Annotated in this window: 16 protein-coding genes; 5 read left to right on the top strand and 11 right to left on the bottom strand. The window is 75.4% G+C overall.

Annotation, left to right across the window (positions count from 1 at the left end; genetic code table 11):
* Positions 1–30: 30 nt before the first annotated feature.
* Positions 31–1,371: a low temperature requirement protein A gene (locus ACIBBA_RS22525; protein ID WP_396699944.1), complete on the bottom strand. Its 1,341-nt coding sequence runs from the start codon at positions 1,369–1,371 to the stop codon at positions 31–33.
* Between the two features lie 46 nt (positions 1,372–1,417).
* Positions 1,418–1,996, bottom strand: coding sequence for a TetR/AcrR family transcriptional regulator (locus tag ACIBBA_RS22530; RefSeq protein WP_396699945.1), 579 nt, complete (start codon positions 1,994–1,996; stop codon positions 1,418–1,420).
* A gap of 147 nt (positions 1,997–2,143) precedes the next feature.
* Between ACIBBA_RS22530 and ACIBBA_RS22535 the strand changes: the two genes are divergently transcribed.
* Positions 2,144–3,088 carry an SDR family NAD(P)-dependent oxidoreductase gene (locus tag ACIBBA_RS22535; RefSeq protein WP_396700019.1) on the top strand — a complete coding sequence of 315 codons (945 nt, stop codon included), beginning with the start codon at positions 2,144–2,146 and terminating at the stop codon, positions 3,086–3,088.
* A 77-nt stretch (positions 3,089–3,165) separates the two neighbouring features.
* Here ACIBBA_RS22535 and sucB read toward each other — a convergent pair whose 3' ends face one another.
* A complete protein-coding gene (sucB, locus tag ACIBBA_RS22540; protein WP_396699946.1) occupies positions 3,166–5,013 on the bottom strand; it encodes a 2-oxoglutarate dehydrogenase, E2 component, dihydrolipoamide succinyltransferase in 1,848 nt (615 codons plus the stop codon).
* A 73-nt stretch (positions 5,014–5,086) separates the two neighbouring features.
* Positions 5,087–6,475 (bottom strand): dihydrolipoyl dehydrogenase, encoded by a 1,389-nt coding sequence (lpdA, locus tag ACIBBA_RS22545; RefSeq protein ID WP_396699947.1) that lies wholly within the window; start codon positions 6,473–6,475, stop codon positions 5,087–5,089.
* A gap of 178 nt (positions 6,476–6,653) precedes the next feature.
* Between lpdA and ACIBBA_RS22550 the strand changes: the two genes are divergently transcribed.
* The gene (locus tag ACIBBA_RS22550) at positions 6,654–6,983 is read left to right on the top strand and encodes a hypothetical protein (RefSeq protein WP_396699948.1); all 330 of its coding nucleotides are present in this window, start codon (positions 6,654–6,656) and stop codon (positions 6,981–6,983) included.
* Between the two features lie 82 nt (positions 6,984–7,065).
* Here ACIBBA_RS22550 and ACIBBA_RS22555 read toward each other — a convergent pair whose 3' ends face one another.
* Positions 7,066–8,637, bottom strand: coding sequence for a leucyl aminopeptidase (locus ACIBBA_RS22555; RefSeq protein WP_396699949.1), 1,572 nt, complete (start codon positions 8,635–8,637; stop codon positions 7,066–7,068).
* Between the two features lie 161 nt (positions 8,638–8,798).
* On the opposite strand from ACIBBA_RS22555, the gene gcvT reads away from it, so the two are divergent.
* Entirely contained in the window at positions 8,799–9,965 is a 1,167-nt protein-coding gene (gcvT, locus tag ACIBBA_RS22560; protein WP_396699950.1) for a glycine cleavage system aminomethyltransferase GcvT, read from the top strand.
* A gap of 118 nt (positions 9,966–10,083) precedes the next feature.
* On the opposite strand, the gene ACIBBA_RS22565 is transcribed toward gcvT, so the two are convergent.
* From ACIBBA_RS22565 to ACIBBA_RS22580, 4 genes are all read right to left on the bottom strand, one after another.
* On the bottom strand, positions 10,084–11,379 hold the full coding sequence (locus ACIBBA_RS22565) for a DUF2314 domain-containing protein (RefSeq protein WP_350872222.1): 1,296 nt from the start codon (positions 11,377–11,379) through the stop codon (positions 10,084–10,086).
* A 66-nt stretch (positions 11,380–11,445) separates the two neighbouring features.
* Entirely contained in the window at positions 11,446–12,219 is a 774-nt protein-coding gene (locus ACIBBA_RS22570) for an adenosylcobinamide-GDP ribazoletransferase (protein WP_396699951.1), read from the bottom strand.
* Positions 12,209–14,137 carry a bifunctional adenosylcobinamide kinase/adenosylcobinamide-phosphate guanylyltransferase gene (locus ACIBBA_RS22575; protein WP_396699952.1) on the bottom strand — a complete coding sequence of 643 codons (1,929 nt, stop codon included), beginning with the start codon at positions 14,135–14,137 and terminating at the stop codon, positions 12,209–12,211. The genes ACIBBA_RS22570 and ACIBBA_RS22575 overlap by 11 nt, the downstream gene beginning before the upstream one ends.
* A gap of 50 nt (positions 14,138–14,187) precedes the next feature.
* Positions 14,188–16,227, bottom strand: coding sequence for a protein kinase (locus ACIBBA_RS22580; protein WP_396699953.1), 2,040 nt, complete (start codon positions 16,225–16,227; stop codon positions 14,188–14,190).
* 200 nt (positions 16,228–16,427) lie between these two features.
* Here ACIBBA_RS22580 and ACIBBA_RS22585 point away from each other — a divergent pair, with 200 nt between their 5' ends.
* On the top strand, positions 16,428–16,628 hold the full coding sequence (locus tag ACIBBA_RS22585) for a hypothetical protein (RefSeq protein ID WP_350872228.1): 201 nt from the start codon (positions 16,428–16,430) through the stop codon (positions 16,626–16,628).
* Positions 16,628–17,425, top strand: coding sequence for a site-2 protease family protein (locus ACIBBA_RS22590; protein WP_396699954.1), 798 nt, complete (start codon positions 16,628–16,630; stop codon positions 17,423–17,425). The genes ACIBBA_RS22585 and ACIBBA_RS22590 overlap by 1 nt, the downstream gene beginning before the upstream one ends.
* Before the next feature lie 109 nt (positions 17,426–17,534).
* On the opposite strand, the gene ACIBBA_RS22595 is transcribed toward ACIBBA_RS22590, so the two are convergent.
* Together ACIBBA_RS22595 and ACIBBA_RS22600 are read right to left on the bottom strand one after the other, a co-directional pair.
* Positions 17,535–18,533, bottom strand: coding sequence for an aldo/keto reductase family protein (locus ACIBBA_RS22595; RefSeq protein ID WP_350872232.1), 999 nt, complete (start codon positions 18,531–18,533; stop codon positions 17,535–17,537).
* 100 nt (positions 18,534–18,633) lie between these two features.
* On the bottom strand, positions 18,634–23,796 hold the full coding sequence (locus ACIBBA_RS22600; protein ID WP_396699955.1) for a WG repeat-containing protein: 5,163 nt from the start codon (positions 23,794–23,796) through the stop codon (positions 18,634–18,636).
* Positions 23,797–24,029: the final 233 nt, after the last annotated feature.

Genomic DNA, 24,029 nt, shown 5'->3' on the forward strand with positions numbered 1-24,029 from the left:
GCGCGCCGGCCCGGGCCGAGCTGTCGGCCGCTAGCCGTCGGCGCGTTCGGGCTTGTCCTGCGGGGGCTCGTGCCAGGAGGCGCGGAAGGCCACCTCATGCTCCTCGTGGCTCGCCTTTTCCTTGAAGACCGCCTCCCGCAGGGCCCGCCGGGAGTCGGCCATGACCAGCACCTCGACCGCGACCAGGCCGACGCAGATCAGGGTGAGCAGGCCGAGCGCGGCCAGCCCGGGCAGCCGGGCGGCCAGCGGGATGGTGCTCCCGAGCACCAGCACCACGCTGACCCGGGTCCAGGAGAGCGTGCGCAGGGTGCGCCACTGGAACAGCATGTTGCCGCAGAAGTAGCAGGCCACCCCACCGTAGAGCAGTGCCACGCCGGGGCCGTGGGTCGGCTCCAGGAGGCTGATGTGCGGGTCGGCGATCTCCCGGACGACCTCCTCGGCGCCGAGGGCGAAGAGGATGATCCCAGCGATCATCACCAGGTAGAGGTAGGCGTACGCGTCGCGGGCCATGGCCACCCGGGCGCGGCCCTCCGCGGCGTGCTGGGCGATCCGGGCGGCCGGGCCGATCACGTCGTAGTGCGCCCACCAGAGCGCGGCGGTGAAGACGATGCCGCAGACGGCCGCCGCGACGGCTCCCCAGGTGACCGGTTGGCCGAGCAGGTTGCCGCCGACGCCGACCGAGATGATCGACTCGCCGAGCGCGATGATCAGGATCAGGTCGTACCGTTCGGTCCAGTGCTCGGCCGAGGTCACCGTCCACCCCCAGGCGCCGGCGACCAGGCCGCTGCTGTACTGCAGGACCACCACCGCGACCCAGAGCCCGTCGCGTACCAGGGCCGCGCGGCCCGCGTCGGTGATGTACGGCGGGATCAACGCGGCGCCCAGCAGCAGCAGGGTGCTGACCAGCACCTCCGGGGAGTACCTCAGCAGCAGCCGGCGCTCGCCCGGCTTCTCCTGGGCGATGTGCCAGTAGAGCAGCAGGTGCACGGCGCGGATCACCAGGTAGCTGATCGCCACCACCAACGGCCCGGCAGCGGTCTGGCGCGGGTCCCCGAAGGCCTGCGGCAGGGAGAGCGCGAAGCAGAAGAGGGCGGCCATCCCGATCACCATCAGCGCCGGGACGAAGCCCTCGCCGAGCCGGACCCGGGTGGCGACCACGCTGTGCACCACCCAGCACCACCAGAGCACGGCGAGCACGAGCATGGCGTGCAGCAGGCTGGTGCCGCTGATGTTCATCGCGGTGGCCCGCGTGATGATGAAGAAGGAGAAGACGAAGACCAGGTCGAAGAAGACCTCGAACTTGTCGACCCGAGCGCCAGGCGCGATCGAGACCGCCGGTCCCAGGCGGTCGCGCCAGCGGTGACCCCCCACCGGTCGAGTTTGTCAGCGGGCGGGCGGCACCGGGGGCGGAATCGGATCAGTGCGTGGCGCGGTAGCGCAGCCCGTCCATCAGCAGGTCGAGCAGCCGGCGGGCCTGGTCGCGCTGGGCCGGTTCGCCGGCGGCGAGGGAGACCCCGCTGAGGCTGGCCAGCACGTCGGCGGCCGGGACGTCGGCCCGGACGGTCTGCGCCGCGGCGCCCGCCGTCAGCAGCAGGCCGAGCGCGCCGAGCAACCGGTCCCGGCTCTGGGCGTACGGGTTGGTGCCGGCGGCGATCACGAGGCGCAGCGCGTCGGCCATGCCGCGCTTGGTGGAGAGGTAGTCGACGAACCGGTCCATCCAGGCCCGGATCGCCTGGTCCGGCGGCAGCCGGTCGAGCAACTCGCCGGCCGCGTCGCAGAGCTTCGCCAGCTCGTTGCGGTAGGCCGCCTCGACCAGCGCCTCCCGGGTGGGGAAGTGGCGGTAGAGGGTGCCGATACCCACCCCGGCGCTGCGGGCGATGGACTCCAGCGTTACCTCCGGTCCGTGCTGGGAAAACGCTCCTACCGCGGCGTCCAGCAGCCGCTGGCGGTTGCGCTGGGCGTCCGCCCGCAGCGGTCTGGGGCCGGGCTCCGGCACGTCGTCTCCCTCGGGGTGTCGGGTTGGCCACTCGGTGGCCGGCTGGCATTCGGAGGAGCCTCCGGTTAGGCTCGACCGTAACGGAGGATCCTCCGCTTCCCATCGTAACGGCCGGCCACGCGAGCCTGCCGCCGCCGACAAGGATGGATCATGACCAGCACACGCGTGAACACGCCCTTCTCCCGCGAGACAACGGCGCTGGAGGTGGTGCGCGGCATCGACCTCGCCGGTCGCCGGGCCGTCGTGACCGGGGGCGCCTCCGGCATCGGTGTGGAGACCGCCCGGGCGCTGGCGCAGGCCGGCGCGGACGTCACCCTCGCGGTCCGCAACCCGCAGGCCGGCCAGGAGGCCGCCGCGGACATCACCGCCACCACCGGCAACGACCGGATCCTGGTCGCCCCGCTCGACCTCGCCGACCAGGCCTCGGTGGCCACGTTCGTGGCGAACTGGGACGGCCCGCTGCACATCCTGGTCAACAACGCCGGGATCATGGCCTCGCCCGAGATGCGCACCCCGCAGGGCTGGGAGATGCAGTTCGCCACCAACCACCTGGGCCACTTCGCGCTGACCACCGGCCTGCACCGCGCGCTCGCCGCGGCCGGTGGCGCCCGGGTCGTCGCGGTCAGCTCGGCGGCCCACCTGCGCTCGCCGGTGGTCTTCGACGACATCCACTTCGAGCGCCGCCCGTACGACCCCTGGGAGGCGTACGGGCAGTCCAAGACGGCCAACGTGCTCTTCGCCCTGCAGGCGACCCGGCGCTGGGCCGACGAGGGCATCCTCACCAACTCGCTGATGCCGGGCGCGATCCGGACCAACCTGCAGCGCTACATCAGCGACGAGGAGCTGAACCGGATGCGGTCGCAGAGCGGCGGCGGGGCCGCGTACTGGAAGACGACCGAGCAGGGCGCCGCGACCTCGGTGCTGATCGCCACCTCGCCGCTGCTCGAGGACGTCGGCGGGCGCTACTTCGAGGACTGCCAGGAGGCCGGGCCTAACCAGCCGGGCACCCGCACCGGGTACGCGCCGTACGCGATGGACCCGGAGGCCGCCGAGCGGCTCTGGCGGGTCTCCGAGGAGATGCTGCGGGCCTGAGTCGGCATTCGCGACGTGGTGAAGACGAAAGTGCGCCCCGGGTCACCCCGGGGCGCACTTTTCGCGTACTCGGCGGATCAGGCCAGGCCCAGCTCCGGCTCGAAGTTGCCGGCCTCCAGCCGCTCCTTGACCGCGACCAGGAACCGCGCCGCGTCGGCGCCGTCGATCAGCCGGTGGTCGTAGGAGAGCGCCAGGTAGACCATCGACCGGACGGCGACGACCTCGCCCAGCTCCGCGTCGTTGACCACGACCGGACGCTTCACCACGGCACCGGTGCCGAGCATCGCCGACTGCGGCGACGGCACGATCGGGGTGTCGAAGAGGGCGCCCCGGCTGCCGGTGTTGGTCAGCGTGAAGGTCGCCCCGGCGATCTCGTCCGGGCTGATCTTGTTGGTCCGGGTGCGCTCGGCGAGGTCGGCGATCCGCTTGGCGATGCCGCCCAGGTTGAGGTCACCCGCGTTGTGGATGACCGGCACCAGCAGCCCACGCTCGGTGTCGACCGCGATGCCGAGGTGCTCGGCGTCCGGGTAGGTGATCGTCCCGCCCGCCAGGTCCATCCGGGCGTTGACGATCGGGTAGGTCTGCAGCGCCTCGATCGCCGCCAGGGCGAAGAACGGCAGGAAGGAGAGCTTCACGCCGTGCCGCTGCTGGAAGGCGTCCTTCGCCTGCGCCCGCAGCTTGGCGACCTTGGTGACGTCCACCTCGATCACCGTGGTGAGCTGCGCCATCTCGTGCAGCGACTCCTGCATCCGCTTGGCGATGGCCGCGCGGATCCGGGGGAGCTTCTCGGTGCTGCCCCGCTTCGCGCTCGGCTGCGGCTTCGCGGCCGGCTTGCTCGGCGCCGCCGGGGGAGCGGTCGGGGCCGGTGCCGGGGCGGCCTTGGCCGCCTTCGCCTTCTCCGCCGCCTCCAGCACGTCCTGCTTGCGGATGCGGCCACCCACGCCGGTGCCGTTGACCGAGGAGAGGTCGACGCCGTGCTCGCTGGCCAGCTTGCGGACCAGCGGGGTCACGTAGCCGGCGGCCTCCTCGCCGCCACCCTGCGCGGGAGCCGACGGGCGCTGCGGGGTCGGGGTCGCCGCCGCCGGCACCGCCCGCTGCTCCGCCTGCACCGGCTGCGCGGAGGTCTCCGCCTCCGGAGCCGGCTCGTTGTAGGACATGCCCGGGGTCGGCTCGGTGGCCGCAGTCGGCTTCGGCTCGGGCTGCGGGGCCGGCTTGGCCTGCGGCTCGGGCTTGGCCTGGGGCTGCGGCTGCGGCTGCGGCTCGGGCTTGGCCTCGGCGGGGGCCGCGCCGGCGGCACCGATCACGGCCAGCTCGGCGCCGACCGCCGCGGTCTCGTCCTCGGCGACCTTGATCTCCAGCACGGTGCCGGCGACCGGCGAGGGGATCTCGGTGTCCACCTTGTCGGTGGAGACCTCGAGCAGCGCCTCGTCGACCTCGACGGTCTCGCCGACCTGCTTCAGCCAGCGGGTGACCGTACCCTCGGTGACGCTCTCACCCAGGGCCGGCATGGTGACCGGGGTGCCGCCGCCGGACGGCGCGGCCTGAGCCGGCGCCTGCGGGGCCGGCTTCTCCTGCTCCGGCTCCGGGCCGGTGCCCTCGGCGGCGGCCGTCGGCTCCGGGGCCGGCGCGGCGACCGGCTGCTCGGCCGGGGCCTGCTGCTGCGGCTCACCGCCGCCGGCCTGCTCGCCCTCACCGGCGATGACGGCCAGCTCGCTGCCCACCTCGGCGGTCTCGTCCTCGCCCACCACGATCCGGGTCAGCACGCCCGCTGCCGGCGACGGGATCTCGGTGTCCACCTTGTCGGTGGAGACCTCGAGCAGGGGCTCGTCGACCTCGACGGTGTCGCCCTCCTGCTTGAGCCAGCGCGTGACGGTGCCCTCGGTGACGCTCTCGCCGAGCCGGGGCATGGTGACCGATACCGGCATCTTCTAAGACTCCTTCATTCCCCTGGTGCGATCTCGCCCGTCTGCCGCCGGACGCCGCGGAATCAGTTCTCGATCAGGCGTGCGCGTGCAGCGGCTTGCCGGCGAGGGCCAGGTGCGCCTCGCCCAGGGCCTCGTTCTGCGTCGGGTGGGCGTGCACGAGCTGCGCCACCTCGGCCGGGTAGGCCTCCCAGTTGTAGATGAGCTGCGCCTCACCGATCAGCTCACCGACCCGGGCGCCGACCATGTGCACGCCGACCACCGGGCCGTCCTCGACCCGGACCAGCTTCACGAAGCCGGCCGTCTTGAGGATCTGGCTCTTGCCGTTGCCGCCCAGGTTGTAGTTGTAGGTCTTGACCTTGTCGCCGTACTGCTCCTTGGCCTTCGCCTCGGTCAGGCCGACGGAGGCCAGCTCCGGGTCGCAGTAGGTGACCCGCGGGATGCCGGCCTCGTCGATCACGGCCGGGTTCTGCCCGGCGATCTCCTCGGCGACGAAGATGCCCTGCTGGAAGCCGCGGTGCGCGAGCTGGAGGCCGGGCACGATGTCGCCGACCGCGTAGACGTTCGGCACGCTGGTGCGCAGCCGATCGTCGGTCAGCACGTAGCCGCGGTCCATCTTCACGCCCTGCTCCTCGTAACCGAGGTTGGCCGTGGTCGGGCCCCGGCCGACGGCGACCAGCAGCAGCTCGGCCTCGACGGTCTCGCCGCCGGCGATGGTCACCTTGACGCCGTTGTCGGTCTTCTCGACCTTCTCGAACGGCTTGCCGACCTTGAAGTTGATCTTCCGCTTGCGGAACGCCCGCTCCAGCGCCTTCGAGGACTCCTCGTCCTCGGCCGCGACCAGCCGGGGCAGGGCCTCGATGATGGTCACGTCCACCCCGAAGGACTTCCACACGCTGGCGAACTCGACGCCGATCACGCCGCCGCCCAGCACGATCGCCGAGGCCGGGATCCGGTCCATGGTCAGCGCGTGGTCGCTGGTGATGACCCGCTCGCCGTCGACCTCCAGGCCGGGCAGGCTCTTGGCGTACGAGCCGGAGGCGAGCACGACGTTGCGGCCGGTGTAGCGCTTGCCGTCGACCTCGACGACGTTCGGGCCGACCAGCTTGCCGTGCCCCTCGACGATGGTGATCGCCTTGTTGCTCTTGAGCATCCCCTGCAGGCCCTTGTAGAGCCGTGCGATCACGCCGTCCTTGTACGAGTTGACGCCGGCCATGTCGATGCCGACCAGCTCGGCCTTGACGCCGAACTGCTCCGACTCGCGGGTCTGGTCGGCGATCTCGGCGGCGTGCAGCAGGGCCTTGGTCGGGATGCAGCCGTTGTGCAGGCAGGTGCCGCCGAGCTTGCCCTTCTCGATCAGCGCGACGGAGAGATCCAGTTGGGCGGCGCGCAGCGCGGTCGCGTAGCCGCCGCTGCCACCTCCGAGGATGACGATGTCGAAGGTTGCGTCGTTCGGCTCGCTCACGTCCAACTCCCAGGTCGCGTCGCTGCATCGGGGGTCACGGCAGGGCAATGCCGGGCACACCCCACCTCGGTCATCTTGTCACCACCGGGCACAGGGCGCGTAGTGAGGTGCCCAACGACACGTCCCCGACACGTACGCTTGGCACCGTCTTCGATGACGGATTGTGGGGGAGAGCTCCGTGGGGTTGTTCCGGCGCCGCAAGCAGGCGCGTGTGGTGAGCCGTGACCGGGCGGCCGACCGGGCCGATCTGGAGCATCTTGAGAGCTTTGTCCGGACCCGGCGCGGGGTGGAGGCGTTCATCGAGCCCCGGACCACCGTCACCGAGACCACCGTGATGCTCATCGCCGACGACGGAGAGTGGACCCGCCGCCGGATCGACGGCCCGGACGGGGCCCGGCGGTTCGCGTACCGGATGGCGATCCCGATCTACGACGTGCGCCTGATGGGCTACCCGCAGCGGATGCGCGACTTCAACGAGCGCCGCAAGCGCCGCCCCGACCAGTACTGACCGGTCGACGTCCGGGGCCCGGGAGGGTGGAGACACGGAACGGGGCGCCCCGCTGGGGCGCCCCGTTCCTCGTGCTCGTCGGTCAGCCGTTGGCGGCGACGTCGTCCACCAGCTGCAGCAGGGTGCGGACCGGGACACCCGTGCCGCCCTTGGTCCAGTAGCCGGTCGGCTCACCCGAGTGGTAGCCCGGGCCGGCGATGTCGATGTGCGCCCAGGCCACGTCGTCGGTGACGAACTCGCGCAGGAACACCCCGCCCTGCAGCATGTGCCCGGCGCGGTCCATCCCGGCGTTGACCTGGGAGATGTCGGCGACCTCGGAGTCCATGCCCTTGCGCACGTCGTCCGGCAGCGGCATCGGCCAGGCCGGCTCGCCGACCGCGTCGCCGGCGACGCGGACCCGCTCGCAGAGCTCCGGGGTGCCCATCACGCCGGCGATCCGCTTACCCAGCGAGATCACCTGGCCGCCGGTCAGGGTCGAGGTCTCGAAGAGGTAGTCGCAGCCGTCCTCGCAGGCGCGGGCGATCGCGTCGCCCAGGATCATCCGGCCCTCGGCGTCGGTGTTGAGCACCTCCACCTTCTTGCCGTTGTACATGCTGATCACGTCACCGGGCCGGTACGAGGTGCCCGACGGCATGTTCTCCGCCATCGGCAGGTAACCGGTCACCGTGACGGATGGCTTGAGCGCGGCCACCGCCAGCATGGCGGCGCCGACCGCGGCGGCGCCGGCCATGTCGGACTTCATCTCCCACATGCCCTGGGCCGGCTTGATCGAGATGCCGCCGGTGTCGAAGGTGATGCCCTTGCCGACCAGCGCCACCCGCTTGCCGGTGCCGCCGCCCTGCGGGGTGTAGGTCAGCTTGACCAGCCGCGGCGGGGCCTCCGAGCCCTGGCCCACGGCGACGATGCCGCCGTAACCACCGGCCGCCAGGGCCGCCTCGTCGAGCACCTCGACGCCGAGCCCGGCGTCACGCGCGGCGGCCGCCACCACGTCGGCGAAGGCCGGCGGGCGCAGCTCGTTCGGCGCGGTGTTCACCCAGTCGCGGCTGAGCCGGACCGCACCGGCCACCGCCTGGGCGCGCGCGACCTCGGCCTGGGCGGTGCTGTCGGCGGCGTCCGGCACCGCGATCAGCACGTCGGCCACCGGCTCACGGCGAGCCGGCTGCGGCCGGGTCTTGTAACCGGCGAACCGGTACCCGCCGAGCAGCGCGCCCTCCGCGACCGCGCGCAGGGCGGCCGGGGCGTCGGCGTCGTCCGGCAGCGGCAGGGCCACCGCCACCCGGGCCGCACCGGCCAGGGCGCGGACGGCCGAGCCGGCGGCCCGGCGCAGCGCCTCCGGGTTCGGCGCGGCACCGGTCGGCTCGGGGCCCAGGCCGACCACGGCCACCACCGGAGCGGTGACGGTACCCAGCGTGGCCAGCTTGGTCACCTCGCCCGGCCCACCGGTCGCGCCGAGCAGCGCCAGTGTCTCGGTGAGCTTGCCGTCGAAGGCGGCCGCGATGCTCTCCGCGCCGCTGGCGAGCAGCAGGGTGCCGGCGAGGCCGCTGGTGGCAACCTGCTCTCCGGTCTGGCTGTGCACGCCGATCACGATGGCGTCGACGGCGAGCTCGGCGGGGTCGGTGTCGACCAGGCTGAGGGTGGTACGGGGCGATGTCACTGAAGCTACTCCGGGCGGGCCGGGCCGGTCGCGAGGCCGCGTACCGGCGGTGAAGGTCTCGGCGGCAACCTACCCGCCGGACGTCGGGGCTGTCCCGCCGACGGCTCCGGCGGGTCCCGCCGATGCTAACCAGCGGGTCCGCCCCCGGTAAGTTGCCACCCATGACCGAGGTGACCACCGACGCCGCCGCGACCCGGCTGCGCCGTTCCCCGCTGCACGAGCGGCACACCGCCGCCGGCGCCAAGTTCGCCCCGTTCGGGGGCTGGGAGATGCCGCTGGAGTACGCCGGTGGCGGCGTCCTGCGCGAGCACACGGCGGTACGCACGGGGGTGGGCGTCTTCGACGTGTCGCACCTGGGCAAGGCGCGGGTGACCGGCCCGGGCGCGGCCGAGTTCGTCAACGCCTGTCTCAGCAACGACCTGGGCCGGATCGGCCCCGGCCGGGCGCAGTACACGCTCTGCTGCGACGACGCCACCGGCGGCGTGGTCGACGACATCATCGCCTACCTGCACGCCGACGATCACGTCTTCCTGATCCCGAACGCCGCGAACACCGCCGAGGTGGTCCGCCGGCTGCGCGCCGCCGCGCCGCCGTCGGTCACGATCACCGACGAGCACGAGGCGTACGCGGTGCTCGCCGTGCAGGGGCCGCGCTCGGCCGAGCTGCTCGCCTCGCTCGGCCTGCCGACCGGGCACGAGTACATGAGCTTCTCCGCGGCCACCCTCGACGGCTTCTCCGGGGCCACCCTCGACGGCGGCGCCGGCCCGGTGGAGCTGACCGTCTGCCGCACCGGCTACACCGGCGAGCTCGGCTACGAGCTGGTCGTGCCGGCGGAGCACGCCACCACGATCTGGGACGCGCTCTTCTCCGCCGACGAGGCGTTCGCGCTGCGCCCGTGCGGGCTCGCGGCGCGGGACACGCTGCGCACCGAGATGGGCTACCCGCTGCACGGGCAGGACCTGTCGCTGGAGATCACCCCGGTGCAGGCCCGCTCGGGCTGGGCGGTCGGCTGGGACAAGCCGGCGTTCTGGGGCCGCGACGCGCTGCGCGCGGAGAAGGCCGCCGGCCCCCGGCGTACGCTGCGCGGCCTGGAGGCGGTCGACCGGGCGATCCCGCGTCCCGGCATGAGCGTGTACGTCGGTGACGCCACGGTGGGCACCGTGACCAGCGGCACCTTCTCGCCGACCCGCAAGCAGGGCATCGCGCTGGCCCTGCTGGACACCGCCGCCGGGCTGGTCGACGGCGACCTGGTGGAGGTCGACATCCGCGGTCGCCGCACCCCGATGCGCCTCACCCGGCCCCCCTTCGTCCACCCCTCCGTGAAGTAGCGCCGGCCACCGGACTGTTGATCAAGAGATTCGCGTCAGGATCGGGGTGATCCGTGACGCGAATCTCTTGATCAACCAGGTGGTGGTGGGGCGGGACCGGGCAGGGCTGGGTGGGTGGTCAGGGGTTGGGGGTGGGGCGTTCGCCGGCGTCCAGGACGGCCTGGGTCCAGCCGCCCTCGATGACGCCGGTGCCGTCGAGCACCGCCCAGTCGACGACGTCGGTCGCCTCGACCACGACCGGGGAGCCGATCCGCACGCTCGGGTCGGAGGCGGCGTCGCTGGCGCTCACGCCGACGATCCGTTCCGCGGCGTCCCAGGAGGTGACCCCGGCCCAGACGTACTCGGGTCCGTCGTCGCCGGGCAGGCCGTACTTCACCACCAGCTGCGCCTCCCGGGGCAGCTGGCCGGCGACGAACCGGGCCCGTACGTCGCCCAGGCCGGACCGGGCGGTGGCGACCGCCCGGCTCATCGCGTCCCCGGAGCGGGCGTACCGCACGTCCGGCTGGATCCCGGCGAAGAGGGTGGCGCAGGCGGCGGCGTAGTAGCGGCCGTCCGGCCCGGGGTGCCCGGCCGGCGGGCGAAGGCTCAGGAACGAGTCGGCGTCCGGGTCGGTCGCCGGGTCCAACTCCAGCCGCAGCAGCACCGGGGCGGTCGCGCCGTGCTGCTCCGGGTTCCCGTACGCCACCGCGATGTCGTGCCCGGTCACCGTGGCGAGCACCGGCAGCTGCACGAACGCCGGCACCTCCTCCCCGGCCAGCCCGTCGGTCCAGTCGCGCAGCAGCCGCCGGGCCGCGCCCGTCATCACCGCGCCCCAGGCCCGGGTCAGGTGGTCCGGCACGCCCTGGGTCTGCAACTCCAGCAGTCCGAACCGGCGCAGCCCCTTGGTGGTGAACCAGAGCCCGTCGGCGTCCGACGAGTAGGGCACCAGCACCCAGTCGACCAGCCGGATCCGACCCTGCTCGTCCGGGAGCGACCGCAGCGCCGCGGCCGGGTCCAGGAACTGCAGCCCGAAGACGTCCACCACGTCACCGCCGACCGAGTCGGCGACCGCCGCCGCCACCGCCCGCGCCGACCACTCGTGCGCCGGCGGCCAGCCCGGCCGGTACTCGGCCTGCACCACCACCAGATGGCTGGCCGCGGCGAGCCGGTCCAGCTGCGCCTCCGTGGCGCCGAAGGCGGTGAGCAGGTCCGGCGGCAGCTCGGGGAACTCACCGATCGGCCGGATGTCCACGCTCATCAGGGGGCTGTCCAGCATCTGCCGGGCCAGCCCGTACACCGGCTCGGCGAGCCGGCCGGAGAGCGCCGCCACCGCGCTCTTCGTGCTGACGCGCGGCAGACCCGTGACGGGCACCAGGTAGGTCGCGTTGAGCGACTCCGGGACCGGTACGGGCAGGAAGTCGTCCGTGATGAGCATTCTCGTCCCCCGGTTTGCGGCGCCGGTGCTGTCGAGCCGAACGCTACCCGGCGCGCCGTACCCTGTTCAGCCGGACAGCACCAGACCCAGGTAGACCAGCGTGGTGACCAGCTCGACGTTCGCCCCGAGCACGTCACCGGTGATCCCGCCGAGCCGGCGTACCACGTGGGCCAGCAGCAGAGTCGCGACGGCGAGGGCCGCGGCGACGACGAGCGGCCCCTGCCACGGCCGGCCCGGCACCGCGGCGACGGCCACCAGCGCGACGGTGACCGCGCCGAGCGCCGGGGCCAGCGGCCCGACGGTGCCGGCGACCAGCGCGCCGAGCCCGTCCGGCCGGGCCGCGGGAACCCCCCGCCGGCAGGCCAGGGTGACCGCGAGCCGGCCGGCCGCGGTCGCCGCGACCACCGCCGCCAGACCCGCCGGCCAGGACCGCCCGGCCAGCTCCGCGAGCGCGGCGGCCTGCACCAGCAGGACGACGACCAGCGCCACCACCCCGAACGGACCGACGTCCGGCTTCTTCATGATCTCCAACGCGCCCGGTCCGCTCCGGTAGGAGCCGAGCGCGTCCACGGTGTCGGCCAGCCCGTCGAGGTGCAGCCCTCGGGTGAGCAGCGCGCCGACGCCGACCGTCACACCCGCGGCGACCAGCGGCGTGGCGAACGCGGCCAGGACCAGCAGCACCCCGGCGAGGAGCAGGCCGAGCAGCGCGCCGACCGCCGGGGCGAGCGCCATCGCGGTGCCCGCGACCGCCCGGTCGATCCGGCCGGCACGCACCGGCAGCGTGCTGAACGTGGTGAGCGCCAGCCGCGCCCCCGCGACGAGCCGCGGCTCAGCCGGCACGCCAGCCCGACGGGTCCACCGGCTGCTCCTCCGGCTCGGTGCTGGTCGGACCGGGCCCGGCCGGCTCCGGCTCGGTGAACTCGGGCTCGGCGCCCGGGTCCTCCTCGACGTCCGTCTCCTCGTCGTCCGGCTCGGCCGCGCCGCCCAGCGTCGGGTGGACCGGCAGCGAGGCGGCCAGCGACAGCACCGAGCGCAGCAGCGGCAGCGCGGCCAGCGCGTTGGCGCCCTCGCCCAGATCCAGCCGCAGGTCCAGCACCGGGGTCAGGCCGAGCACGTCGGCGGCCAGCCGAGCGGCCGGCTGCCCGCCGTGGTCGGCGAGCAGGCACCAGTGCCGGGCCTGCCCGGCCAGGTCGCGGCTGACCATGCCGGCGGCCAGCCCGACCGGTCCGTCCAGCATCACCGGGATCCGCCGGGCCGTCGCGCCGAGCAGCACGCCGGTGGCGACCGCGATGTCGCCGCCGCCGAGTTCGGCCAGCACGTCCTTGGCCCCGCGCGGCGAGCGGCGGGTCCGGTGCAGCGCGTCGCGGACCGCCGCGCAGCGGCGCATCCAGGCCGCGTCGTCGATCTCGCCGGCGTCGGTGACCACCCGACCGAGCACCGCGGGCGGCTCCGCGCCGGCGGTGGCGGCCAGCACCGCGGCGGCCGCCGCCTCGGTGCCGGCTCCGCACGCGGCCAGCACCAGCAGCTGTACGCCGGACTCGGCGGCCTCCTCGGCCAGCCGCCAGCCGTAGCGCAGCGCGGACTCGACCTGTTCGCCGGTGAGCGCCGGCTCATTCTCGATCGGGCCGGCGGTCGGGGCGTCCACCACCTGGAGGCTGGCACCGCTCTCGGCGGCCATCCGGGCCAGCGCACCCTGCCCGGCGCGGGCCTGCCGGGCGCGGCGCGCCGACTCGCCGGGCATGGTGCCGGCGGCGGCCCCGCCCGCGTGGTCGCCGTGCAGCAGCAGCACCCGGGTGGCGCCCCAGGCGGCCGGGGTCGGGGTGCCCTGGGTGGCGGCGGCGAACCCGACCACGCGGTCCAGCACTCCCAGACCGGCGCCGGGCACGTCAAGGGTCGCCAGTCGCTCGATCGCCTGTGGCCCGGCGTACTCGTCGGGCATCGGCAACTCCATGCCGGGCTGGATGACCAGCCCGGTGGCGACCACCGGCAGCGCCATGGTCGGCGCGGACCATCCGCTGCCGCCTTCGGTTACTGCGGGCATCGGCGGGGGCGGGGTCAGCACCTCCGGCAGCGGGACCAGCTCCGGCGTCGGCTCCGTGGCGGTGCCGTTGACGGTGACCGGCGGGGCGGCGACAGGCGGGGCGGCGACCGTTGGGGCGAGGGCCGGCTGGACGGCGGCCGGCGTCGCCGTGGTGGCCGGTGCGGCGTTCGCGGCCGGCTTGAGCCAGGACGGCTGGCCGGCGACCACCAGGACCACCGCGTCGCAGGCGTCCGCGACCGCCCGGTTGGTCGCGCCCAGCGCGTCGGTGAAGGCCCGGCCGACCGGGGTGACCGGCACCAGGGACAGGCCGACCTCCGGGCTGACCAGCACCAGCCGGGCCGCGCAGCCACGTACCGCGGCGGCCAGCTCGGCGACGGTCGCGGTGTCGTCCGCCGGTTGGTGCGCCGGGTCGAGCAGCACGGTCACCCAGCCGCCGAGGTCGTCGACGAGCAGCGTCTCGTTCGGCTCGGCGGCGGCGATCACGTCCGCGAGCCGGCGCGGGTCGCCCGCGGTCTCCTCGGTGGTCCAGCTGCCCGGCCGCCGCTCCCGGTGCGCCGCCAGCCGGGCGGCCCACTCGGTGTCCTCCGGGTCCCCCTCGGGCGCGGTGGCGACATACCGGACCACCGCCGCCTCGCTGACCAGGGACTCGGCGAACTCGGACTTGCCCGACCGGATACCACCCAGCACCAGGACCGTGTTCCACCCGTCAACCGACATGCCCGTACCTTAAGGCCGCCAGGGGTGCCGTTGCCTGCCGGCCCGGGCGGTCAGTCGCAGTGCTCGAAGGAGCTGGCATAGCTGGCCCCGCCGGTCGACCCGCCCCACTTCACGCACGCCCCGGCGGCGCTGGCCCTGACCGGCCCCGCGTAGTACTCGAAGGAGCCGCTGTCCGTGCTGCGCGCCCGCCCCTGCACCTCAAGGTAGGCCGAGGCCGCCGTCGCGGTGCCGACCGCGCTGTCCTTGAGGGTCACCGTGCAGTTGTAGCCGTTGCCCGAGTGGTAGAGCAGGTAGACCCGCCCCTTGCGCTTGCCGTCGCCGCCGGTGAGCGTCGCCGAGTCGATCACCTGGTAGCCGCTGCCACAGACCTGCGTCGCCGTGTACGGGTTGGGCTTGCTCGGCTTGGGGCTGCTCGTGGTGGGTGTCGGCCGGGCGCTGCCACCCCCGGTCGGCGCGGTGCTCGCGGCACCATCGGCCGGAGCGCCCGGTTCGCCGGCGGTGCCGCTCGGTGCGGCCTGCGCCGAGCGGGTGCCGCTCGGCGTGGCCGTGGGCCGGCGGCCCGGAGTGGTGGCGGCCGGCGCCGGTAGCTGCTCCTGCGGGACGTCCGCCGACTCGGCGCTCAGTGCGGGCGGCAGCTCCTCGCCGCCGGCACCGGCGTCCGGGCGCAGCGCGATCACGACCACCGTGGCGACCAGGGCGACGAGCACGGCCGCGCCCGCGCCGACCAGCAGGGCCGGCCGCCGGCGGGCCGGTGCCGGCCGCTGCGGCTCCTCCCGGGTGTCCGCCGCCGCCACCGGCTCCGGCCACGACGCGACGCCGACCTGGTACCCGCCCTGCCGGGACGGACCGGCCGACTGACCGGCGGAAACCGACGCCGGGCCGGGATTATCGGGCCCGGCTGCCGGGTGAGCCGCGCCGGCCGGCCCGAATGGCGACGGTGTGAACGGGGCCGCGGGGGTGACCGGCCCGCCGGTCGGCGGTGTGATCGGGGCCGCGGGGGTGACCGGCCCGCCGGTCGGCGGTGTGAACGGGGTCGCCGGGGTGACCGGCCCGCCGGTCGGCGGAGTCGGCGCACCGCCGGACAACGCCGGTGAGACCGTCGGCGGCGTCGGTGGGGTCGGTGCGGGCGGCGTCGCCGGTGCCGGCGGCGTCGGTGGGGTCGGCGTCGCCGATGGGGGCGTCAGTGGAACGGGCGGGCCGGCGGGGGCCGGGCCGGCCAGCGCCCACGGTGGCCGGGCGGAGAGCGGGATGGTCGCGAGGGTGGCGTCGCGTGCCTCGGCGGCGGCCCGGGCCATCTCGGCGGCGCTGCCGAACCGGTCCGCCGGCCGCTTCGCCATCGCCCGCGTCACCAACTCGACAACCGCCGGCGGGGTCCCCGGCGGCAGCGGTGCCGGCTCGTCCTGCTGGTGCCGCAGCGCCACCTCCAGCGGGTTCGCGCCGACGAACGGCGGCTGCCCGGCGAGGCAGTAGTACGCGACCGCGCCGAGCGCGTACATGTCGGTGGCGGCGGAGACGGGCTGCCCGGTGGCCTGCTCGGGGGACATGTACGAGGCGGTGCCGAGCACCATGTTCGCCGCGGTGAGGCTGGCCATGGCGTTCGACCGGGCGATGCCGAAGTCGACCAGCACGACCCGGCCGTCCCGCTTGACCAGCAGGTTGCCCGGCTTCACATCGCGGTGCACGATGCCGGCGAGATGCGCGGCGTGCAGCGCCTCGGCGGCCTGCGCCACCACGGACATGGTGGAGGCCGGGTCCAGCCGGCCGGCCTGGCCGATCCAGCCGACCAGGGGCTCACCGTCGACGTACTCCATCACCAGGTAGTCGACCCGGCTGCCGTCGGCGAGGGCCGCCTGGCCGACGTCGTGCACCGCGACCACGCCGGGATGCCGCAGAGCGGCCAGCATCCGCGCCTCGGCCCGGAACCGGGTGGTGAACTCGGGGTCGGCGACCAGCGACGGCAGCAGCACCTTCACCGCCACCTCGCGTTCCAACAGGATGTCGGTGCACCGCCAGACCGCGCCCATCCCACCCGTCGCCACCCGCTCGTCCAGCCGGTACCGGTCGCCGAGCACCACTCCCCGAGTCAGCACCGGGCCACCGTACCGGCCGACGCCGACGCGTCGATCCACCCCTTGCGGCACCGCAGGTCCGCCTTTCGTTCGCGACTGCGGGGCTCGCAAGCTCACTCCTCGCGCTCACAGGAGCCGAGCGCGCGGCCGTCGCGCGCCGGGCCGACTACGCTGGCGAGGGTTCGTCCCACGGGGACTTCGGCGGCGAGGGGAGACGCGGCATGGCGTGGAGCTGGCGGTACGAGGGCACGGACGGCCAGTCGGTGCAGGGACCGACGGAGTCGTTCGGCAGCCAGGCCGACGCCGAATCCTGGATCGGTCAGGCCTGGCGGGAGCTCGCGGCGTCCGGCGTCACCTCGGTCGCGCTCGTCGAGGACGATCGGGTCGAGTACCGGATGAGCCTGCTGCCCGCGGCCGAGTGATGGGCTACGACCGCCCGGGCGGTGAGCCGTTGGTGCTCGGCGTGCCCCGGGCGGCGTTGCGGCCCAGCCCGATCTTCCTGGCCCTGGTCGCGCTCTTCGTGACCACCGGCGTGCTGGCCTGGAACGGGATCGGAAACGTCCGGCTGGACGTCTTCGGGTTCGTGGTCTCCGGCTGGCTGGTCTCGCTCTGCCTTCACGAGTACGCCCACGCGGTCGTGGCGTTCCGGGCCGGCGACCGGAGCGTGGCGCACCGTGGCTACCTGACCCTCAACCCGCTGAAGTACAGCCACCCGCTGCTCTCCATCGCGTTGCCGGTGCTGGTGGTGCTCCTCGGCGGCATCGGCCTGCCCGGCGGCGCGGTCTGGGTGGACCGGCACGCGATCCCGGGGCGGCTGCGGCACACCCTGGTCAGCCTCGCCGGCCCGGCCACCAACGTGCTCTTCACGCTGCTGCTCGTGCTGGCGTTGCGGGTCGGCATCGGTGTCGGCGGGTCGGTCGAGTTCTGGGCCGGGGTGGCGCTGCTGGCGTTCCTTCAGCTCACCGCGAGCGTGCTCAACCTGTTGCCGGTGCCGGGGCTGGACGGCGGCAACATGATCCAGCCGTGGCTGAATCCGCAGTGGCGCAAGATGTACGACCTCTTCGCCCCGTACGGATTCATCCTGCTCTTCGCGCTGCTGTGGAACCCGCGGATCAGCGGCTGGTTCTTCGGCGGGGTCTTCGCCGTCGGCGACGTGCTCGGCCTGCCGTCCTGGCTCTACGCCGCCGGGTTCGACCTGATCCGCTTCTGGCGCGGCTGACCGGCACCCGAGCCGACGGGGGTCGCCCGGTCCCGGTCGGGACGGGTCAGCGGGGATTGCCGGTCCCGGTCCGGCCGGACGCGCGAGCGCCGGCCGGACCGGGTGGGTGTCACGGGCGCTGCGCCGGGCTCTCGGTCTTCGCCGGGTCGCGCTCGGTGATCGGGTCGACGATCTCGTCGATCGCCTTGAGCAACTCGGCGTCGAGCTTCACCCCGGCCGCCGCGACGTTGTCCCGCACCTGCTCCGGGCGGGACGCGCCGATGATCGCCGAGGAGACGTTCGGGTTCTGCAGCACCCAGGCGATGGCCAGCTGAGGCATGGTCAGCCCGGCCTGCTCGGCCAGCGGACGGAGCCGCTGCACCCGGCTGAGCACCTCGTCGGTCATGAACCGGGCGATGAAACCGGCGCCGGACTTCTCGTCCGTGGCGCGGGAGCCGGCCGGCGGCGGCTGGCCCGGCTGGTACTTGCCGGAGAGCACGCCCTGCGCCATCGGCGACCAGACGATCTGCCCGACGCCCAGCTCCTCGCTGGTGGGCACGACCTCGCCCTCGATGACGCGCCAGAGCATCGAGTACTGCGGCTGGTTGGAGACCAGCGGGATGCGCAGTTCCCGGGCCAGCTGGTGCGCCTCGCGGATCTGCGACGCCTTCCACTCGGAGACGCCGATGTAGTGCGCCTTGCCGGAGTGCACGACGTCGGCGAACGCCTCCATCGTCTCCTCCAGCGGCGTGCTGTAGTCGTACCGGTGGGCCTGGTAGAGGTCCACGTAGTCGGTGCGCAGCCGGCGCAGCGAGCCGTTGATCGACTCCATGATGTGCTTGCGGGACAGGCCCCGGTCGTTGCGGCCGGGCCCGGTCGGCCAGTACACCTTGGTGAAGATCTCCAGCCCCTCACGCCGCTCGTCGGCGAGCGCGCGACCGAGCACGTCCTCGGCGCGGGTGCCCGCGTAGACGTCGGCGGTGTCGAAGGTGGTGATGCCGGAGTCGAGGGCGGCCCGCACACAGGCGAACGCCGCGTCCTCCTCGACCTGCGAACCGTGGGTGATCCAGTTGCCGTACGAGATCTCGCTGACCATCAGGCCGGAACGGCCCAGGTGACGGAATTCCATGAACCCGACCCTATCCCGGTGCCGTGCCGGCCTCTGCGCGGCCGGCCCGGGGTGTGTGCGGGCTCGCGGAGCGGCCGTACCGCACGGCCCGGGAGGGTGCCTAGAGCACCGGGTTGGTGTCGGTGAGCAGCCGGTTGATCTCGTCGACGACGCCGTCGCGGTTGTGGTGCACCGGGTCGATCAGCGGCTCGCCGCGCCGGTCGAGCGCACCCCACCGCCCGGTGCCGGTGCCGACCAGGAAGGCGACCGGGTGGATGGCCAGCGCCGGATGCACCGGCGGGACGATCAGCGCGCCGCCGCGGTCCACCACACCAAGGCGGCCACTCACCTCCACCACGGCCAGGCCCTCGTCGGTGAAGCCGTCGACGTGCCGGCCGTCGGCCAGCTCGGTGCGCAGCCCGTGGTAGCGGGTAGACACCACGATCCGGCCGGTCCGGTCGACCGCGCCCCAGCCCTCCCGGCGTACCGCGGCCACGCCCTTGCGGAACGGGCGTACGTCGGCGAAGCCGGGTGGGACCACCACGTCGCCGGTGGGATCGATGGCCTGCCAACCGGCGTTGCCGTCCCGGACCACCCAGGCCAGGCCGTCGGAGAAGGACCGGGCCGCGAGGTACGTCGGCTCGATCACCGTGGTGCCGGTGAGCGCGATCAGCGACCAGCGATCGGTCTCCGGGCGGCGGACCCAGGCCAGCCCCTCCCGGAACGGCTGCGCCTCCGCGTACCGGGCCGGGATCACCAGGTCACCGTGGGGGTCCGCGAAACCCCAGAGCACGCCGTCGCGCGCCGGCACCGGGGATACGCCGCGCTCCAGCACCTCGTTCTCGCCGCGCGGGTACGGCCCGAAGCCGCGCTCCGCGGCCCGCTCGGCGACCGCGTCCAGGCCGAGCCGGACCCGGTCCAGCAGCTCGGCGTCCCCGGCGCCGCGCAGGTCGAGCGCCCGCTCGAAATGCTGGCAGGCCTCCATGTACCGACCCTGGTCGTAGCAGGACCGGCCGGAGTGCTCGTAGAGCGCGGCCCGGAGCCGGTCGGGTAGCTCGGCGGAGTTGGCCCGCGCGAAGAGCTGGTCCGCTTCGGCGAAGTCGCCACGCCAGCGCAGCACGTGCGCCAGCCGGGCCTGGGCGAGCGCGGTGCGGCGCAGCTCGCCGGTCGCTTCCGCGTAGGTGAGGGCCAGCCGACCGTCGGCCAGCGCGTCGTCCAGGTCGCCGAGGATCCGGGAGACCACCGCGCGCAGGCTGAGCAGCCGGGCGCGGGCCTTGTTGTCGACGGCCGAGCCGAGCTTCTCGGTCAGCCGCCGCCGGATCGTCCGCAGCTCGTCCGGCTCCTCCGGGACCTCGCGCAGCGTCCCGGGATCCAGTCGCCAGCGGTAGCTCGCCAGCACCTGCTCGGGGTCGCCCTGTTCGGCCGCGCTCCGCGCCGGCGGCGCCACGGGTGGCGCCGAGACCGGCGTGGCGGGCGGCCCTGACACCGGCCCGGCGGGCGGTGCGGAGACCGAACTGGCGGGCGGCGCTGACACCGGCCCAACGGGCGGCGCGGAGACCGAACTGGCGGGCGGCGCTGACACCGGCCCCGCGGGCGGTGCGGAGACCGGCGTGGCGACGGCGGGTGGTGCGGACACCGGTATGGCGCCGGATCCGGCCTCGGCCGAGGCCGGTGACCATTCGGCGGGCCGGGCCGCGGCGGGCGGCGCGGAGGTGGGCGCGGCGGGCGGCCCGGAGACAGAGCTGGCGGGCGGCGCGGAGACCGGGTGGGCTGCGGCGGCGGAGAACGGCGGGGCCGAGACGGGCGTCGCGGGCTGCGGGACCACGGCGGACGGGGGTGGCTCGGAGGCGGGTCCGGCCGGCGGCGCGGAGATCGGGCTCGCGGCGGTGTCCACTCCGGACGAGGAGGCCGGAGGTGACACCGGTGCCACCGGCGAGGCGGGCCGGTTGGACTCGGCCAGCGTCGGGGAACCGGTGCCGGGTGCCAGCCGTGGTTCACCGTCGGGCACTTCGAGGCCCGCCGGCGCGGCCGGGAGCGCCGAGGAGGCGGCCGGCCGCTCGTCGGCCTCCTCTGGCAGCGAGGCGGCGGCGGGCGGCGCGGAGACCGGGTAAGCCGGGACCGCGGAGACGGGCGCAGCGGGCGGTGCGGAGACCGGGTAAGCCGAAACTGCGGAGACGGGCGCGGCGGGCGGTGCGGAGACCGGGCGGGCCGGGACCGCGGAGACCGGCGCGGCGGGCGGTGCGGAGACCGGGCGGGTGGGGGCAGCGGGTGCGGCGGTGGTGGGCGACGGTCCCGTGCCGGGCGCGGGGTCCGGTGCGGGGCCGCCGGTCGGAACGGTTGGTGCCGGCGGGGTGCCGCCGGGCGCGAGGCCGGGCGGCGCGGACACCGGGCGTGGCACCGACGTGCCGTCCGGGGCGGCGAGCGCGGGCGCGACGTCGGCGGACGGCGTCGGATCGGCCGGCGGCGCGGACACCGGCCGGGCCGCCGGTGTCGCGTCGGCGTGCGGCGTGCGGTCAGAGTCGGTCGACGCCGGGTCGGCCGGTGCCGGCGAGGCCGGGAAGGCCGGTGGCCCCGAGGTCGGGAAGGCCGGTGACCCCGAGGTCGGGAAGGCCGGTGACGCCGAGGTCGGATGGGCCGGTGGCGTCGATGCGTCGGCGGGTGCCGGCGGTTCCTGCGCGGGCGGCGTCGGGTGCGCCGGCGAGACCGGGCGCGCGGACGCCGCCGGGTCGGCGGCTGTCCCGGCCGGGGCGTCCGCCCCGCCTGCGGGCTCGGTGACCGCCCTGGGGCCGTCGTCGAGGCTCGCCGGCTGCGGGGCGGCGGTCAGGTCGGTCCGCGCCTCGCCGCCGGTGCTGTCCTGGTCGGACTCGTCCGGCTCGGGGCGGTTGGGCTGGAACCAGGCGTCCGGTCCACCGGTGGCGGTGCCCGTGGTCGGTTCGGCCTCGCCCGGGACGGCCGGCGCGGGCGGCTCCGACGGGGGCGGTGGGACGTACACCCGGGGCATGCCGGGGGGCGGCGGCGTCGGAGTCTCCGACGTGGGCCGGGCGGGCACGTCGGCCGGCGGGCCGGAGACCGGCCGGCGGTAGCTCGGCGGCGCGGAGACCGGGCCGTCGTCGGACCGGGTCGGGGTTGGGCGGTCGTGCGGGGCCGCCGAGACCGGGCGGTCCTCCCACCGGCTCGGGGCCGGACGGTCGCCGCCGTGGTGTGCGGGCGGCGGCGCGAACCGGTGGCCGCTCGGCGAGACCGGGGCGGAATCCTCGGTCGGGTAACCCGGGCCGGGCCGCGCGGAAAGACGCTGTTCGGCGGTGCCCGCCCCGGGATAGCGCGGCGGGGGAGCGTCCGGTCGGGACGGCGGTTCGGGGTGGGCCGGGGCCGCCGGTTGTCCGGCCACCGGCTCGGCCGGCAGGAACTCCAGCCGGAGCCGGGCGGCCGGCGGGCCACCGACCGGTGGCGGATCGTCGGGCGCGGCGGGCGGTCGTTGGACCGGGCCGGCCGCCCCGGAGACCGGCGCCGGGGAGACGGGCCCGGTCGACGCCGGGGAGACCGGCGCGGCCGACGGCGGAGAGGCCGCGCGGCCCGACGGTGGACCGCCGGCTTCCGGTCGTCCGAGGTGGCCGGGCTGGTCGGGCCGGTCGCCCGAGGTGGGCGCGACCGGGCCCACCGGGCGGGGGTGGGCCCGGGCCGGCGGGACCGGCGGCGCGGGCCGGCCGGGAGCCGGGGAGTCGGGTCGCCCGGCGACGGGCGCGGGTCGGCCCGGGGCGGGGGAGACGGGCGGTCCGGAGACGGGCGTAGGTCGGCCGGCAGCGGGGGAGACGGGCGGTCCGGAGGCGGGCGTGGGTCGGCCCGGAGCCGGGGAGACCGGCGGTCCGGAGACGGGTGCCGGGCCGGCGGCCGGCGAGACGGGGATATCCCGACTCGGCGGGCCGGGTGGGGTTGCCGGGCCGGCGGGGCGTGCGGGCGCGCGGTACGGCTCGTCGTACCGGCCGGGTGGCTCGGGCCGGGCCTGTGGCGGCACACCGGGCTCGACCGGCCGGCGCTGCTCCGGCCTGGGCTCGGCGCGCGGCCCGGAGTGCCAGCCACCGTCCTGGCGCACCGGGCCGGGCGCGGGCCAGGGCAGGCCGCGGTCGTGCTCAGGGGCCGGCTGCGGCCGTGGCTCGCGGTACGCCTCCGGCCGCGTCTCCCCGCGCGGTCGGCGCTCGGCGTACGGCTCGGCGCGGCCGGCGACCTCGGGCGGCTGCTGCCGGCGCGGCTCGGGCTCGTGGCGCTGCTCGACGTCGTGGCGCCGCTCGGCGGCGTAGCGCCGCTCGGGCTCGTGCCGCCGCTCGGTCTCGTGGCGCGGGTCCAGCTCGTAGCGCGGGCGTCCATGGTGGTCGGGCTGGTGGGCCCAGTCGTCCTCGTACCGGGAGTGCCCGGTGCGGTCCGGCTCCGGGCGGCGCGGCCGGTCGTCGCCCTGCCGAGGTCCGGCCGGGTCGCGGTCGGGGCGGTGGGGCCGGTCGTCGTACCGCGGCTGCCCGGCGGCGCCGCGCGGGCCGGAGCGGTCACGGCCGCCGTCGGCGTAGCGGTCGTCCGGGTGACGGCCGTCGGGCTGGCGTTCCCGCTCGGCGGCGTGCCCCCACGGGTAGCGGGTGCGGCCGTTGCCCTCGGCCGGTCGGCGGTCGGGGCCGGCGGCCGGGCGTTCCGCGCCGTCCCGGCGGCGGGGCTGCTCCTCCTCCGGCTCGGGCAGCCAGTCCGAGTCGTGGCGGGGCGCGGGGGAGACCGGCGGGGCGTACGGGTGGCTGCGCCCGACCGGCTCGGACCGGGACGGGCGGGTCTCGTGGCGGTCGTGCTCCGGCGGCTCGCGGTGCCAGCCGTTGTCCCGGCCGTGGCGCTCCTCAGTCCGGGAGCGACGGTCGGACCACTCGGTACGACCGTCCGCCGCGGGTCGGCGGGCCGGAGGGCGCTCGTCGGGCCAGGACGGCTCGGCACGGGGGCGGCGGTACGGCTCGTCGTCGTGCCGTCGTCCTTCGCGGCTGTCGTACCGGCCGCCGCCGTCCCAGCTCTCCTCGGGCGCTGGGTCATCAGCCCAGGACCGGCCCAGGTAGGTGCCGTCGGGACGGGCCGGGGCGAGCGGGGGCACGTCGGCGCGGCCGACCACGGCGGCCCGTCCCCGGGGCGGCGGTGCGTGCTGCACGCCGATGTCGCCGGGGTAGCGCTGGCCCGGGAACTGGGGGTGCCACTCGTGGGTCGGTTCGACCACCCAGGACGGTTCGGCCGGATCCGACCACCGGTCGGCGTACCGGCTGCTCATCCGGTGGGCCCGTCGTCACGCCCGGGGCGCGTGCCGGTGTCCCCCTGACGGTCTGCGGGCGCGGCCGCGATGCGGTGACCACCGGGCGTCCGGTCGCCGACGACCGCGCTCCGGTGGCCGGCTCGCGTCCGCTCGCTCACGGCGTTGTCACCTCGTTGCCAATTGTCGCGCTGGGCACCCGACCCGCCGGTAGAGTCGCCCATTCCGGCAGGGCGTGGCTGCGGATGGAGGGT

It is taken from the genome of Micromonospora sp. NPDC051006, from assembly GCF_044456245.1.
Classification (GTDB): Bacteria; Actinomycetota; Actinomycetes; order Mycobacteriales; family Micromonosporaceae; genus Micromonospora.